12 protein-coding genes are annotated in these 13,341 nt (G+C 63.5%); all 12 read left to right on the top strand.

Features of this window, described 5'->3' with window-relative positions:
- Positions 1-30: 30 nt before the first annotated feature.
- The 12 genes from BGRAMDRAFT_RS08405 to BGRAMDRAFT_RS08350 all read left to right on the top strand — a co-directional run bounded on the left by BGRAMDRAFT_RS08405 (position 31) and on the right by BGRAMDRAFT_RS08350 (position 13,259).
- Positions 31-1,389 carry a flavin-containing monooxygenase gene (locus tag BGRAMDRAFT_RS08405; RefSeq protein ID WP_006048279.1) on the top strand — a complete coding sequence of 453 codons (1,359 nt, stop codon included), beginning with the start codon at positions 31-33 and terminating at the stop codon, positions 1,387-1,389.
- Positions 1,390-1,454: 65 nt separating this feature from the next.
- Positions 1,455-1,892 carry a RidA family protein gene (locus tag BGRAMDRAFT_RS08400; protein WP_006048278.1) on the top strand — a complete coding sequence of 146 codons (438 nt, stop codon included), beginning with the start codon at positions 1,455-1,457 and terminating at the stop codon, positions 1,890-1,892.
- Positions 1,893-1,902: 10 nt separating this feature from the next.
- Positions 1,903-2,580, top strand: a complete 678-nt coding sequence (locus BGRAMDRAFT_RS08395; RefSeq protein ID WP_006048277.1) for a DUF1028 domain-containing protein — start codon at positions 1,903-1,905, stop codon at positions 2,578-2,580.
- A complete protein-coding gene (gene argE / locus BGRAMDRAFT_RS08390; RefSeq protein WP_006048276.1) occupies positions 2,573-3,733 on the top strand; it encodes an acetylornithine deacetylase in 1,161 nt (386 codons plus the stop codon). Before BGRAMDRAFT_RS08395 ends, argE begins: the two co-directional genes overlap by 8 nt.
- Before the next feature lie 9 nt (positions 3,734-3,742).
- On the top strand, positions 3,743-5,191 hold the full coding sequence (locus BGRAMDRAFT_RS08385) for a purine-cytosine permease family protein (protein WP_006048275.1): 1,449 nt from the start codon (positions 3,743-3,745) through the stop codon (positions 5,189-5,191).
- A gap of 115 nt (positions 5,192-5,306) precedes the next feature.
- Positions 5,307-6,053, top strand: coding sequence for a GntR family transcriptional regulator (locus BGRAMDRAFT_RS08380; RefSeq protein WP_006048274.1), 747 nt, complete (start codon positions 5,307-5,309; stop codon positions 6,051-6,053).
- A gap of 138 nt (positions 6,054-6,191) precedes the next feature.
- Complete coding sequence (locus BGRAMDRAFT_RS08375; RefSeq protein WP_006048273.1) at positions 6,192-7,802, top strand: gamma-glutamyltransferase family protein; 1,611 nt, start codon at positions 6,192-6,194, stop codon at positions 7,800-7,802.
- A 107-nt stretch (positions 7,803-7,909) separates the two neighbouring features.
- Positions 7,910-9,205, top strand: coding sequence for an oxalate/formate MFS antiporter (gene oxlT, locus BGRAMDRAFT_RS08370; protein ID WP_006048272.1), 1,296 nt, complete (start codon positions 7,910-7,912; stop codon positions 9,203-9,205).
- Between the two features lie 54 nt (positions 9,206-9,259).
- Entirely contained in the window at positions 9,260-10,036 is a 777-nt protein-coding gene (locus BGRAMDRAFT_RS08365) for an ABC transporter ATP-binding protein (protein WP_006048271.1), read from the top strand.
- Complete coding sequence (locus BGRAMDRAFT_RS08360; protein WP_006048270.1) at positions 10,033-10,890, top strand: ABC transporter permease; 858 nt, start codon at positions 10,033-10,035, stop codon at positions 10,888-10,890. Before BGRAMDRAFT_RS08365 ends, BGRAMDRAFT_RS08360 begins: the two co-directional genes overlap by 4 nt.
- Positions 10,891-10,933: 43 nt before the next feature.
- The gene (locus tag BGRAMDRAFT_RS08355; protein WP_006048269.1) at positions 10,934-11,914 is read left to right on the top strand and encodes an ABC transporter substrate-binding protein; all 981 of its coding nucleotides are present in this window, start codon (positions 10,934-10,936) and stop codon (positions 11,912-11,914) included.
- Positions 11,915-11,933: 19 nt separating this feature from the next.
- Positions 11,934-13,259 (top strand): amidase, encoded by a 1,326-nt coding sequence (locus tag BGRAMDRAFT_RS08350; RefSeq protein ID WP_006048268.1) that lies wholly within the window; start codon positions 11,934-11,936, stop codon positions 13,257-13,259.
- Positions 13,260-13,341 lie beyond the last annotated feature (82 nt).

Raw genomic sequence — 13,341 nt, 5'->3', positions numbered from 1 at the left:
GTATTTCCGCCTCTTCAGAAGGACACAGTCATGACAGTGGAAACAACGTCAATCGATACGCTGGTGGTCGGCGCCGGCCAGGCCGGCGTCGCGATGAGCGAACATCTGAGCAAGCTCGGCGTGCCGCACCTCGTGCTTGAACGTGCGCGTATCGCCGAGCGCTGGCGCACGGGGCGCTGGGATTCGCTGGTTGCCAACGGTCCCGCGTGGCACGATCGTTTCCCTAATATGGAGTTCGCCGACGTCGACCCCGACGCGTTCGCGGGCAAGGAGCAGGTCGCGGACTATTTCGTTGCATATGCAAAAAAGTTCGACGCGCCGATCCGCACCGGCGTCGAAGTGAAGCAGGTCGTGCGCAATGCGGGACGACCCGGCTTCACCGTGGAAACGTCGGACGGAATCATTCAGGCCAACCGCGTGGTGGTCGCCACGGGCCCGTTTCAGCGCCCCGTCATTCCGCCGATCGCGCCGCAAGACGCTGCGCTCACGCAGATTCATTCCGCCGACTATCGCAATCCCGCGCAATTGCCCGAAGGCGGCGTGCTGGTAGTGGGCGCGGGATCGTCGGGCGTACAGATCGCGGACGAATTGCAGCGTGCGGGCCGGCGCGTCTATTTGTCGGTCGGCGCGCATGATCGTCCGCCGCGCGCCTATCGCGGCCGCGACTTCTGCTGGTGGCTGGGCGTGCTCGGCGAATGGGACGCCGAAGTGATGAAGCCCGGCAGGGAACACGTCACGATTGCGGTGAGCGGCTCGCGCGGCGGTCATACCGTCGACTTCCGGCGTCTCGCGCGTCAGGGCGTCACGCTGGTTGGTCTGACGAAGTCGTTCCACGACGGCGTCGTGACCTTCGAAGACGATCTCGCAACAAACATCAGACGTGGCGACGAAAACTATCTGTCGCTGCTCGACGCCGCCGACGCGTACGCCGAGCGCAACGGTCTCGATCTTCCGCAAGAACCGGAGGCGCGCATCATTCCGGCCGACCCGGAGTGCGTCACGCATCCGCTGCACGATCTGGCTCTGGCTGAAGCGGGCGTCACGTCGATTGTGTGGGCGACCGGCTATGCAGTGGACTTCAACTGGCTGAAGGTCAACGCGTTCGATGAAAAGGGTAAGCCGACGCATCAGCGCGGCGTATCGAAAGAGCCGGGCATCTATTTTCTCGGCTTGCCGTGGTTGTCGCGCCGCGGCTCGGCGTTTATCTGGGGCGTGTGGCACGACGCGAAGCACATTGCCGATCACATCGCCACGCAGCGCAAATATCTGGCGTATTACGATGGGCCGCAACCTCAGGCTTCGATCGGCAACGCGGATGATGCGGATAGTTCGAACGATGCATCCGCCGCTTCACGCGTCCATAAAGTCAGCGAGATCGGCGTGAGCTGATCGCTACGCCAACGCCGACCCGCGATCCATTTCTCCCTGCATTTCCAGCATTCAAAGGTGCATTGATGAGCCAACCGACGCATACCCGTATCCGCATGTTCAACACGAAGGACACGTATCCGAACCAGACGCTCGATAACGATCTTTGCCAGGCTGTGCGCGCCGGCAACACCGTCTATGTGCGCGGCCAGGTCGGCACGGATTTCGAAGGGCGCCTCGTCGGACTCGGCGATCCGCGCGCGCAAGCCGAGCAGGCGATGAAGAACCTCAAGCAATTGCTGGAAGAAGCCGGCAGCGATCTCTCTCACGTCGTCAAGACGACGACGTATCTAACCGACGTCCGCTATCGCGAGCCGGTTTATCAGGAAGTCGGGAAGTGGCTCAAAGGCGTGTTTCCCATTTCGACAGGCCTCGTCGTGGTCGCGTTGGGGCAACCGCAATGGCTGATGGAAATCGACGTCATCGCCGTGATTCCGGATGGATGGACGCGGCCGCAAGCGTAAGGAGCGGGACATGACATTCTCTATTGTCGGACGTTGTCAGCAAACGGGGCAACTCGGTATCGCGATCAGTTCTTCGAGCATCGCGGTAGGCGCGCGCTGCCCGTGGGTGCGGGCCGGCGTCGGCGCGGTGGCGACGCAGAACGTCACGCTGCCCGCGCTCGGCCCGCAGGTTCTCGATCTTCTCGCGAGCGGACAATTCGATCCCGCCGCCGCGCTCGACCGCGCGCTCGGCGCGAGCGAGTGGAGCGAATACCGGCAGGTGACGGTGGTCGATAGCCAGGGCCGCGTCGCATTCTTCAGCGGCAAGGAAGCGTTGGGCACGTATCACGCCGTGGCCGGCGTGCAATGCGTCGCCGCGGGCAACATGCTCGCCGGCGTCCACGTGATCGAGGCGATGGTCCCGGCGTTCGAGCAGACCTCCGGCGCGCTTGCCGACAGATTGCTCGCCGCGATGCATGCGGCGATGGCCGCCGGCGGCGAGGCGGGGCCCGTGCATTCGGCGGCGCTCAAGATAGTGGGCGACGTGAGTTGGCCGATGGTCGACTTGCGTGTCGATTGGGCCGACGACGATCCTATCGGTCAACTCGACGGTTTGTGGCGCGCATATCGGCCGCAAATGCAGGACTACCTGACGCGGGCGTTGAACCCGACCGCCGCGCCGAGCTACGGAGTGCCCGGCAATGAATGACAGATCCAGCCGCGCGCTGCTCGCCGAGTTGATCGGCTTTGATACGGTCAGCCGCGAATCGAATCTGGACATGATCGAGTTCGTTCGACAATACCTCGCTGAACTCGGCGTCGAAAGCGAGCTTTTCTACAACGCCGAGCGCACCAAGGCCAATCTGTTCGCGACCATCGGACCGCGCGAGCGAGGCGGCATCGTGCTGTCCGGCCACACTGACGTGGTACCCGTGGAAGGCCAGGCGTGGACCGTGGATGCCTTCCGTCTCACCGAGCGCGATGGACGGCTGTATGGTCGCGGCACGGCCGACATGAAGGGTTTTATCGCGTCGGTACTGGCGGCAGTGCCCACGTTTGTCGAACGCGAATTGACGTTGCCCGTGCACCTCGCCTTTTCGTACGACGAGGAAGTCGGATGCCTCGGGGTGCGGCCGATGCTCGCGGAACTCGAACGGCGTACGCCCAAGCCGGCCTTGTGTTTGATCGGTGAGCCAACGGAACTCAAGCCCGTGCTCGGCCATAAAGGCAAGCTCGCAATGCGCTGCCATGTAAAGGGCGCGCCGTGCCATTCGGCGTATGCGCCATACGGCGTCAATGCCATTCAGTACGCGGCGCGCATGATCGGCCGTCTCGAGGAAATTGGCGAACAACTGGCGCAGCCCGAGCATCACGACGAGCGCTTCGATCCGCCGTTTTCAACCGTGCAGACAGGCGTGATCAAAGGCGGCCGCGCGCTGAACATCGTGCCGGCGGAGTGCGAATTCGATTTCGAAGTGCGCGCGCTGCCGGGCTTCAATGCTCACCAGGTAGCCGACGAATTGCAGACCTACGCCGAAGGCGAACTGCTGACGAAAATGCGTGCCGTGAAGTCAGACGCGGACATCCGCTTTCATTCGCTGTCCGCTTATCCGGGGCTGGCTACTTCGCCCGATAGCGAAGCGGCGCGTCTTCTCGCATTGATTAGCGGATCGAACGAATTCGGCACGGTCGCGTTCGGCACCGAAGGCGGACTTTTCGACGAGGCGGGCATTCCGACCGTGGTCTGCGGACCCGGCAGCATGGACCAGGGACACAAGCCCGATGAATTCATCACGAGCGAGCAACTGAGCGCCTGCGACGCAATGTTGACCCGCCTCGCGGACCATCTTTCCGCCGCTTAGGAGACAAACTTGAATACTTCGCAAGCGAACGCATCACCGTTGATTGAAAAGCACACCATTGGTTATGTGCCGCCTGAAGAACGTCATGGCAAGGTGCGCGATCTCTTCACGCTATGGTTCGGCGGCAACATTGCTCCGTTGCCGATCGTGACCGGCGCGCTCGGCGTGCAGATATTCCACTTGAACCTGGTGTGGGGCATCGTGGCGATTATCGTCGGCCAGGCGGTGGGCGGCGTGCTGATGGCGCTGCATTCCGCGCAAGGTCCGCAAATGGGCATTCCGCAGATGATCCAGAGCCGCGCGCAATTCGGTTCATGGGGCGCGCTGCTCGTCACTGTGATTGCAGGTGTGATGTACGTCGGCTTCTTCGCATCCAATATCGTGCTTGCCGGAAAGTCCCTGCATGGCATTGAAGCCGGCGTGCCGGTGCCCATCGGCATTGTGATTGGCGCGGTGGGTTCGGGGCTGATCGGAATCATCGGCTATCGGTTCATTCATATCCTGAACCGCATTGGAACGTGGGTGCTCGGCGTCGGCATTGTTATCGGTTTCGGCTATATCTTCACGCATATTTCCACTGGCGACTTTCTGACTCGCGGCGGATTCAATTTCGCCGGCTGGCTCGCGACTGTGTCGCTATCGGCTCTTTGGCAAATTGCTTTTGCTCCGTACGTGTCCGACTATTCGCGCTATTTGCCGGCGAACGTGCGAGTCGCGTCGACGTTCTGGGCGACCTACATCGGCTGCACGATCGGCTCGACGCTCGCGTTCGCATTCGGCGCGGTGGCGGTGCTCGCGGTGCCGCCCGGCGTCGACGCAATGGACGCGGTCAGGCAGGCCACCGGCCCGCTCGGCTTGCCGATGCTCGTGCTGTTCCTGTTGAGCGTGATCAGCCACAACGCACTCAATCTGTACGGCGCGGTGCTGGCTGCGATTACGTCGATGCAGACGTTTGCCTATCGCTGGGTTCCCACGGCGAAGGCGCGCGCGGTGTTGTCCATTGTGATTCTGCTTGCATGCTGCTACGGCGCGATTGGCGCTTCGACGAACTTCGTCGGCAACCTGGTCGATCTCGTGCTCGCGCTGCTGGTCGTGCTGGTGCCGTGGACAGCAATCAACCTGATCGACTTCTATGTCATTCACAAGGGCAAATACGACATTCAGTCGATCTTCCAGGTGGACGGCGGCATCTACGGCCGCTTCAATCCGCAGGCGCTGATTGCGTACGCGGTCGGCATCGTCGTGCAGATTCCGTTCATGAATACGCCGATGTATGCGGGCCCGGTGCCGAAGTATCTGGACGGCGCGGATCTGTCCTGGCTAATCGGCTTGCTGCTGACGTCGCCGCTGTATTATTGGCTCGCTTCGCGCGACAGCCACTATCGGCGCAGACAGGCGGGCGCGAGTGTCGGGCGTCGAACGGCGCCGACGATGAGCGTATCCAAAGCCGATTCGTAAGATCTACTGGAGCATGACGATCACGCCGGCGCCGGATTTTATTTTCTATTGACGAATCTTTCCCCGCTGACCGATAGTCGGGGCCCAAAAGATCCGTTAATTCCAGGCTCCGTGCGTGAACGACACAACCCGCTCTTCCTCATCGCGCGCTGATCACGTCTACTACAGCGTGCGCGACGATATCTTCGAGATGCGTCTGTTGCCGGGCGACCGGCTCACGGAAGGCAGCATCGCCGAACGCTTCGGCGTATCGCGCACGCCCGCGCGCGAGGCGCTGCAGCGTCTGCAAAGCGACGGCCTCATGCGCGGCTACGTGCGAGGCGGCTGGGAAGTCGTACCGATCGATCTCAAGCGTTTCGAAGACCTGTACGAGATGCGCAAGCTGATCGAAACCTTCGCGGTGGGCCGGCTGGTCGCCGCCGATTCGTCGTTGTCGGGCAGCGTGCAGCAAGTGCTCGATCGGCTCGATGCAACCTGGAAAGTGCCCCGTGCACAGCGTATCCGCGACGGACGCGAGATGGTCGCGCTCGACGAAGCCTTCCATCAGGCGCTTGTGACCGCCGCCGACAACGCGGAACTGAGCGCCGCGATGCAGCGCGTGACGGATCGCATCCGCGTGATGCGGCGGCTCGATCTCGTGTATGGCGACTGCATCGACGAAACCTACGACGAACACATCGCGATTCTCGACGCGATCCGCAATCGCGAGACCGAGCGCAGCGTCGCGTTGGTCGGCCGTCATATAGAAGGCAGCCGCTCGGAAGTGCGCGGCCTGACCGCCGAACGCCTGCAACATGCGCGCACCGCAATGGAGCCGCACGGCGCTCCGTATGCACCACCCAGGTCGCGCCGCACTACCTAGGGTCATCACCTAGTCATCACCTACTGAGCGCCGATTCGCCGGAAGCCTTATGTAGCGGACGTTTCACTCCGCGGCGCTTATTGGCATGGTTCTCGCATATCTGATCTGCATGTATACAAGCAAATCTGCCGGGAAAACATGTCGTCCGAACAACTGAATTCAACGCGCGCGACTCGCGGCATGGCGGTCGCGCCGCACGCGCTCGCCGCCCAAAGCGCGCTCGCGATCCTGCGCGACGGCGGTAACGCGGTCGAGGCGATGATCTCCGCCGCCGCGACGATTGCCGTGGTCTATCCGCACATGAACAGCATCGGCGGCGACGGTTTCTGGCTGATCTCGCGCCCAGGCGCGGCGCCGGTTGCGATCGAGGCGTGCGGTGCGGCGGCGCTTGCCGCGACCATCGACGAATACCGTTCGCGCGGGCTCACAGCGATTCCGACGCGCGGACCGCTCGCGGCCAATACCGTGGCAGGCACCGTGTCGGGTTGGCAACTCGCGCATCGCTGGTCGGCGGACACGCTCGGCGGCAAGATGCCGGTCAAGCGTCTGCTCGAAGACGCGATCCATTACGCGCGACACGGCGTGCCGGTCACGCGCAGCCAGTCGCAGTGCGTCGCGAGCCGGCTCGATGAATTGCGTCCGGTTGCCGGCTTCGCCGAAACGTTTTTGCACGGCGAGCGCGTGCCGGCCACCGGTGAGTTGTTCATTGCGCCGCGCCTTGCCGCGACCTTGCAGCATCTCGCCGATGCCGGCCTCGACGATTTTTATCGCGGCGATCTCGCCCGCAGCATGGCGGGCGATCTGCAATCGGCCGGCTCGCTGCTCACGCTCGCGGATCTCGAACGGCACGAGGCGCGGTTTCGTACGCCGCTTGCGCTCAAGCACTCGCTCGGAACGATCTACAACATGCCGCCGCCCACGCAAGGGCTCGTGTCGCTGCTGATTCTCGGCATGCTCGACCGCGTGCTGACGAACGACATGGACCCGCTCGGTCCCGAGTTCGTGCATGCGTGCGTCGAGGCGACGAAGCTGGCCTTCGCCGTGCGCGACACCGCGATCACCGATCCGGACCACATGCGCGCCGATCCGCGCGCGTTTCTCGAACCCGCCGCGCTCGACGCAATGGCCGCGCGCATCTCGCCGACGCAGGCCGCGCCGTGGGGCGCCGGCCGCGGGCCGGGTGACACGGTGTGGCTCGGCGTCACCGATAACAACGGCGTGTCGGTGAGCTTCATCCAGAGCATTTATCACGAGTTCGGCAGCGGCATCGTGCTGCCGGAATCGGGCGTCAACTGGCAGAACCGCGGCTGCAGTTTCTCGCTCGACGAACGCGCGCTCAATCCGCTGACGCCGTTGCGCAGGCCATTTCATACGTTGAATCCGGCGCTCGCATGTTTCGACGACGGCCGCACGATGGTCTACGGAAATATGGGCGGCGACGGTCAGCCGCAATCGCAGAGCGCGGTGTTCTCCCGCATCGCCAACTTCGGCTGGAATCCGCAGGCCGCGATCGACGCGCCGCGCTGGCTGCTCGGCCGCACATGGGGCCAATCGACCGACACGCTCAAGCTGGAGGCGCGCTTCGCACCGGGCACCGTGGCGCGGCTTCAAGCGCTGGGCCACGAGGTCGAGACGATGCAGCCTTACGACGAAGCAATGGGACATGCGGGCGCAATCGTTCGGTATCCCGATGGATTGATCGAAGCGGGCCACGATCCGCGCAGTGACGGCGCCGCCGCGGGCTGGTAAGCCTACAGGCGTTTTTTCAATCGAACCGCAGGTCCGGCCTATCGGCCCGGAGGACGCTGCACGTCCGCCGCTTGCCGGCGGGCATTCGTTCAGTAACCGGAGTCACGATGAACACACGCTCTCAACCCATGACATCCGCGGAAATCGGGAACGTCTCGACGTCCGCCGCGCACAACCGCTGGCTACAGCTTGGACTCGGTCTCGTCTGCATGATGGCGATCTCGAGCCCGCAATACGTCTGGACGCTGATGACCAAACCGCTCGCCGCGAAGCTGGGCGTTGCGCTGCCCGAACTGCAGGTGACGTTCTCGCTGCTGATCATTCTGCAAACTTTCTTCTCGCCGTTCCAAGGCAAGCTGATCGACCGCTTCGGTCCGCGTGTGCTGATCTCCATCGGCACGGTCATGTCGGGTTTGAGCTGGGTGCTCGCTTCGCAGGTGCACAGCGCGCCGATGCTTTACCTGACGTATGGCGTGGTCGGCGGATTGGGAACCGGCATCGTCTATGTCGGCGTGGTGGGTCTGATGGTGCGCTGGTTCCCGAAGCAGCGCGGCTTCGCGGCGGGCGCGGTGGCGGCCGGCTACGGCATGGGCGCGATCGTCACGACGTTTCCGATTGCGACGTCGTTGCAGGCTCGCGGCATCGACGCCACGTTGTGGATGTTCGGCATTGCGTTCGCGCTGGTCGGCTTGCTGGCCTCGCAAGGATTGCGCGTGCCGCCTTCGCACGAAAGCGTCGCTGCGAGCGCAGCCGGCTCCGGCGTTTCGGTGGTGGCGAATCTGCGTCCGTCGCAAACGCTGAAGACGCCTGTCTTCTGGCTGATGTTCGCGATGATGACGATGATGTCCACATCGGGCCTGATGGTCACCTCGCAAATGGCCACCTTCGCCGCCGACTTCGGCGTGACCCAGGTGCTTGTATTCGGCATGGCGGCGCTGCCGCTCGCGCTGACCATCGACCGCTTCACGAACGGCCTCACGCGGCCGCTGTTCGGCTGGGTGTCCGACAAGCTGGGCCGCGAAAACACGATGTTCATCGCGTTCGCGCTTGAAGGCGTCGCGATGGCGCTGTGGCTTTTCACGCGCGATAACGCAGTGCTGTTCGTGCTGCTGTCGGGCGTGGTGTTCTTCGGCTGGGGCGAGATTTTTTCGCTGTTCCCGTCGACGCTCACCGACACCTTCGGCACCCGTCATGCCACCGAGAACTACGGCTGGCTGTACATCTCGCAGGGCATCGGCTCGATCTTCGGCGGGCCGCTCGCGGCACTGATGCATCAACACGCGGGAAGCTGGGTGCCGGTGTTCTCGACGGCGATCACGCTCGACATCGTGACCGCGCTGCTCGCGATTGCCGTGCTCAAGCCGATGCGTCGCCGTTTTCTTGCCGCGCCGCAGGGTGTGTGACGCGACGGCCGCGGCTTCTGCCGACGCACCATGAATCGTGATCGAGGAGCATGCATGTCAGTTCAACTCGCGTTACGCAATATCCGTAAATCGTTTTCGAACAAACTGGGTTCGGTCGACGTACTCGGCGGTCTCACGTTCGACATTCACGAACGCGATTTCGTCAGCATCATCGGACCGTCGGGCTGCGGCAAGACGACGGTGTTCAATGTGATCGCCGGGCTGCTCGAGGCGGACAGCGGCGAGATCGTCTATCGCGGGCAAGCAGTGGACGGATTGCGCGGCAAGGTCGGCTACATGATGCAGCGCGATCTGTTGCTGCCGTGGCGCACGGTGTTGCAGAACGTGCTGATCGGCCCCGAGCTTTCCGGCATGCCGGCGGCCGAGGCGCATGAAATGGCAATGGAGTATCTCAACACGTATGGCCTTGCCGGCTTCGAGAACGCTTATCCGCGCATGTTGTCGGGCGGCATGCGCCAACGTGTGGCGTTGATCCGCACGTTGATCAACGATCCCGACATCATTCTGCTCGATGAGCCGTTCTCCGCGCTCGACTATCAAACGCGCCTGTATCTGGAGGGCGTGCTGATGGAAGCGGTCGAGACGTTCCACAAGACCGTGGTGCTGGTCACGCACGATATCGACGAAGCCGTAGCGTTGTCCAAGCGCGTGGTCGTGCTCGGCGGGCGGCCTTCGCAGGTGAAGAAGGTCTACGACATCGACATTGCCGCGCGTTCGCCGATCGGTGCGCGCAGCGATCCGAACTTCGCGGGCTATTTCCACGCGTTGTGCGGCGAACTGGACATCCAGACCGAGGTGAGGGCGGCATGACGCAATCCGTTTCCATCGATAAAAGCGCTGCGGCGCGGCGCGCGCCTCGCGCACGCGCGCGGCGGCTCGTGCTCGACAGCGGCTGGGGCCGCTCGCTGCTGCAACTCGCGGCGGTGGTCGCTTTCTTCGCGATCTGGGAAGGGGCGGCGCGCCTTGGCTGGGTATCGAATTTTCTGGTCGGCTCGCCAGCGAAAATTTTCGACGCGCTGCTGCGCGACATCCGCTCTTATCAGTTGTTCGTCGACACGGGCTATACGCTCTTCGAAGCCATTCTTGGCTTCGTGTTCGGCACGGCGGTCGGCTCGGTGTGCGGGCTCGCGCTCTGGTACTCGCCATTCGTCGCGCGGCTGATCGAGCCGTTCATCGTCGCGATCAATAGCGTGCCGAAGATCGCGTTCGCGCCCATCGTGATCTTGTGGTTCGGCACCGGTCTGATATCGAAAGTCGCGCTGGCGATTTCGCTGACTGCGATCGTCGCGTTGATTGCCGCCTACGAGGCCGCGAAAGACGCCGATCCCGATCTGCAGGCGCTGCTCGTCACGCTCGGCGCCGACAAGAACGACGTGTTCATGAAAGTCGTCGTGCCGTTCACGCTGCCGTATGTGATCTCCACGTTCCGCATCAACGTCGGCTTCGGTCTGGTCGGCGCCGTGGTGGGGGAATTCATTTCGTCGGAGAAAGGGCTCGGGCACATGATCTTCACCGCGTCGAGCCTGTACGACCTCAACACCGTATGGGAAGGGCTCTTCGTGCTGATGGCGATCGGCTTCGTGCTGTACTTCCTGATCGATCTCGTCGAGCGCAAGTTGCTGCCTTGGCGGCAGGCGTCGAATACGAGCACGCTGAAGGTTTAAACGCATTCCCGCAGTCCAATCACTTTTATCCCAGGACAGGACGATGGCATTCACAGCAAAAAAAGCGCTCGCCGCGCTGACCACGGTTTTCGCGCTGAGCGTTGCATCCGTTTCATTGCCGGCATTTGCCGCCGACAAGAAAGTGACGATTTCGCAGGCGTTCCAGTCGATGCTTTATCTGCCGCTCTATGTCGCGATCGACGGCGGCTTCTTCACGAAGGAAGGACTCGACGTCACGAAGCAAACGGCGGGCAGCCCGAGCGCGGCGCTGTCGGCCGTGCTGTCGGGCAGCGCCGATTTCTCGCTGCACGGACCGGAGTGGACGGCGGTCGCCGCGGAGAAGGGCGCCGATGTCGACATCATCGCCAACGTCGTGAACGGCGCGGCGGTATGGATTGCCACCGCGCCCGGCGTCAAATTCGACAGCATCAAGGACGTGAAGGATCAGGTCGTCGTGTCCGGACAGATGCCGACCACCAGCACCTCTTTGTTCTTCAAGCTGCTGAAGGAAAACGGCATGTCGCAGAGCGACGTCAAGCTGATCCAGGTGCCGCTCGGTTCGGAGATTGGACCGCTCGTGGCCGGGCAGTCGAAGATCGCGGTGATGTATGAGCCGGGCCTCGACCAGGCCGTGGCAAAAGGCATGAAAGTCGTGCTCGGCTTTCCGAAGCTTTATGGCGAGTACGCGTTCTCGTCGATTTCGGCGAAGCGCGGCGTCGATCCCGATGCGGCCGCACGCTTCGTGAAGGGCCTGCAAAGCGCGCTGCGCTACATGCAAAGCAATCCGGCGGAAACGCAGGCGATCGCGCGCAAGGAATTCCCGACGCTCGATGCGGCCGTGGTGGATGCGGCCGTCAAGCGCATGCTGACCGAAGGCGTGTATCCGAAGAGCGTCGACATCACGCCGAAAGCGCTGGCCGTTGCAATGGATACGCAAATCGCGCTCGGCAACCTGAAGCAGCAGCCGAAGTACGATACGTTCGTCGTCCACAGTTATATCCAGCCCGCGCTTGCCGCGAAATAAACTGCTTTCCGACGCTCTCATGACCCTATTCAATCAAGCACCGACCATCGGCGAAATACGCGCGGCGCTCGCCGCGGGTGACGCCACGCCTGCGCAATACGTTTCGGACGCTTACGAGGCCGCGCGACATTCGCAGGCGACGTTGCACGCGTTCTGTTATCTGCCGGACACGCCGCCGGATACGTTCGTCGATGCGACGGCGCCGCTTGCCGGCGTGCCGGTTGCGGTGAAGGATGTCATCGATACCGCCGACATGCCGACCGAATTCAACTCGGCGGCGTACAAGGGGCGGCGCCCCGAGCGCGATGCGTGGGTGGTGGCGCGCTTGCGGGCCGCCGGCGCGACGGTTATCGGCAAGACGGTGACGACCGAGTTCGCGTGGCGCCATCCGGGACCGACGGTTAATCCGTGGAATGGCGCGTTTACGCCGGGCGGATCGTCCAGCGGTTCGGCGGCGGCGGTGGCGGCCGGTATCGTGCCGCTCGCGCTCGGCACGCAGACGCAGGGCTCGGTGATCCGTCCGGCGGCTTATTGCGGCATCGTCGGATTCAAGCCTACGTATGGCACGATTGCGCGAACCGGGGTGTTGCCGCTGGCGTGGTCGCTCGATCACGTTGGACTGTTCGCGCGACGCGTCGCGGACGTGGCGTATGTGCTGAAGCTCGTCGCGGGCGTCGACGTCGCGGACCCGCACGCGTCGCATGTGGCCGCCGTCGCGCATAGCGCAGGCAAGCGGCGCATCGGCGTGTTGTCGAAGCAGGCAGGCGGCGCGATAGAGCCGGCGCAGCAAGCCGCGCTCGACGTGCTGGCGGCGCAACTCGCGCGCGACGGCGCGGAGATCGTCGCGGTGGATTTGCCGGAGGAAGTCTTCGCGACGCCCGCGTATGCGCTGCAACTGATGGCCGTGGAAGCCGCGATCACGCATGGCGAACTGGTCGAGCGCACGCCCGAACTCGTGAGTCCGGCGATGCGCGGTCTCGTCGATGAAGGGCGCAAGTTGCCGGCCACCACCTACGCGCGGATCAAGGCCGCGCAGATGCCGATGGCGCAGCGCTTTCATGCGTGGCTGACGCAAACCATGACGCTCGACGCGCTGCTGGTCGCGCCCGCTACCGGCGAGCCGCCGCGCGGGCTCGACTATACGGGCGATGCCTCGTTTTGCGCGCCGTGGACTTTCCTCGGCGTGCCCGCTGTGACGGTGCCGATGCGATTTGGGCCGTCGGGCTTGCCGCTCGGCGCGCAACTGGTGGGCGCCGCGCAGAATGGCGCCGGCTTGCTGGCGTTGGCGGAATGGGTCGAGGCGCGCACGGGTTGGGAAGACGCAGTGACGCAGCGGCGCGCGTGACGACGCGGAGTGCTTGAACAGGTCGTGCCTGTTTGATGACAAATCCGTAATAGGGGCGACGGCGTCCGGCAAGCAACGCTGC

Origin of the sequence: Paraburkholderia graminis C4D1M, assembly GCF_000172415.1 — a bacterium.
In the GTDB taxonomy this organism is placed as follows: Bacteria; Pseudomonadota; Gammaproteobacteria; order Burkholderiales; family Burkholderiaceae; genus Paraburkholderia; species Paraburkholderia graminis.
The sequence above is the reverse complement of the archived record's forward strand: the minus strand, read 5'-3'. Positions and strand labels throughout refer to the sequence as shown.

Bases quoted from the DNA above. Each gene is read 5' to 3' on its own strand.
- BGRAMDRAFT_RS08405 (WP_006048279.1), top strand. From the start codon at position 31: ATGACAGTGGAAACAACGTCAATCGATACGCTGGTGGTCGGCGCCGGC.
- BGRAMDRAFT_RS08400 (WP_006048278.1), top strand. From the start codon at position 1,455: ATGAGCCAACCGACGCATACCCGTATCCGCATGTTCAACACGAAGGAC.
- BGRAMDRAFT_RS08395 (WP_006048277.1), top strand. From the start codon at position 1,903: ATGACATTCTCTATTGTCGGACGTTGTCAGCAAACGGGGCAACTCGGT.
- argE (WP_006048276.1), top strand. From the start codon at position 2,573: ATGAATGACAGATCCAGCCGCGCGCTGCTCGCCGAGTTGATCGGCTTT.
- BGRAMDRAFT_RS08375 (WP_006048273.1), top strand. From the start codon at position 6,192: ATGTCGTCCGAACAACTGAATTCAACGCGCGCGACTCGCGGCATGGCG.
- oxlT (WP_006048272.1), top strand. From the start codon at position 7,910: ATGAACACACGCTCTCAACCCATGACATCCGCGGAAATCGGGAACGTC.
- BGRAMDRAFT_RS08365 (WP_006048271.1), top strand. From the start codon at position 9,260: ATGTCAGTTCAACTCGCGTTACGCAATATCCGTAAATCGTTTTCGAAC.
- BGRAMDRAFT_RS08360 (WP_006048270.1), top strand. From the start codon at position 10,033: ATGACGCAATCCGTTTCCATCGATAAAAGCGCTGCGGCGCGGCGCGCG.
- BGRAMDRAFT_RS08355 (WP_006048269.1), top strand. From the start codon at position 10,934: ATGGCATTCACAGCAAAAAAAGCGCTCGCCGCGCTGACCACGGTTTTC.
- BGRAMDRAFT_RS08350 (WP_006048268.1), top strand. From the start codon at position 11,934: ATGACCCTATTCAATCAAGCACCGACCATCGGCGAAATACGCGCGGCG.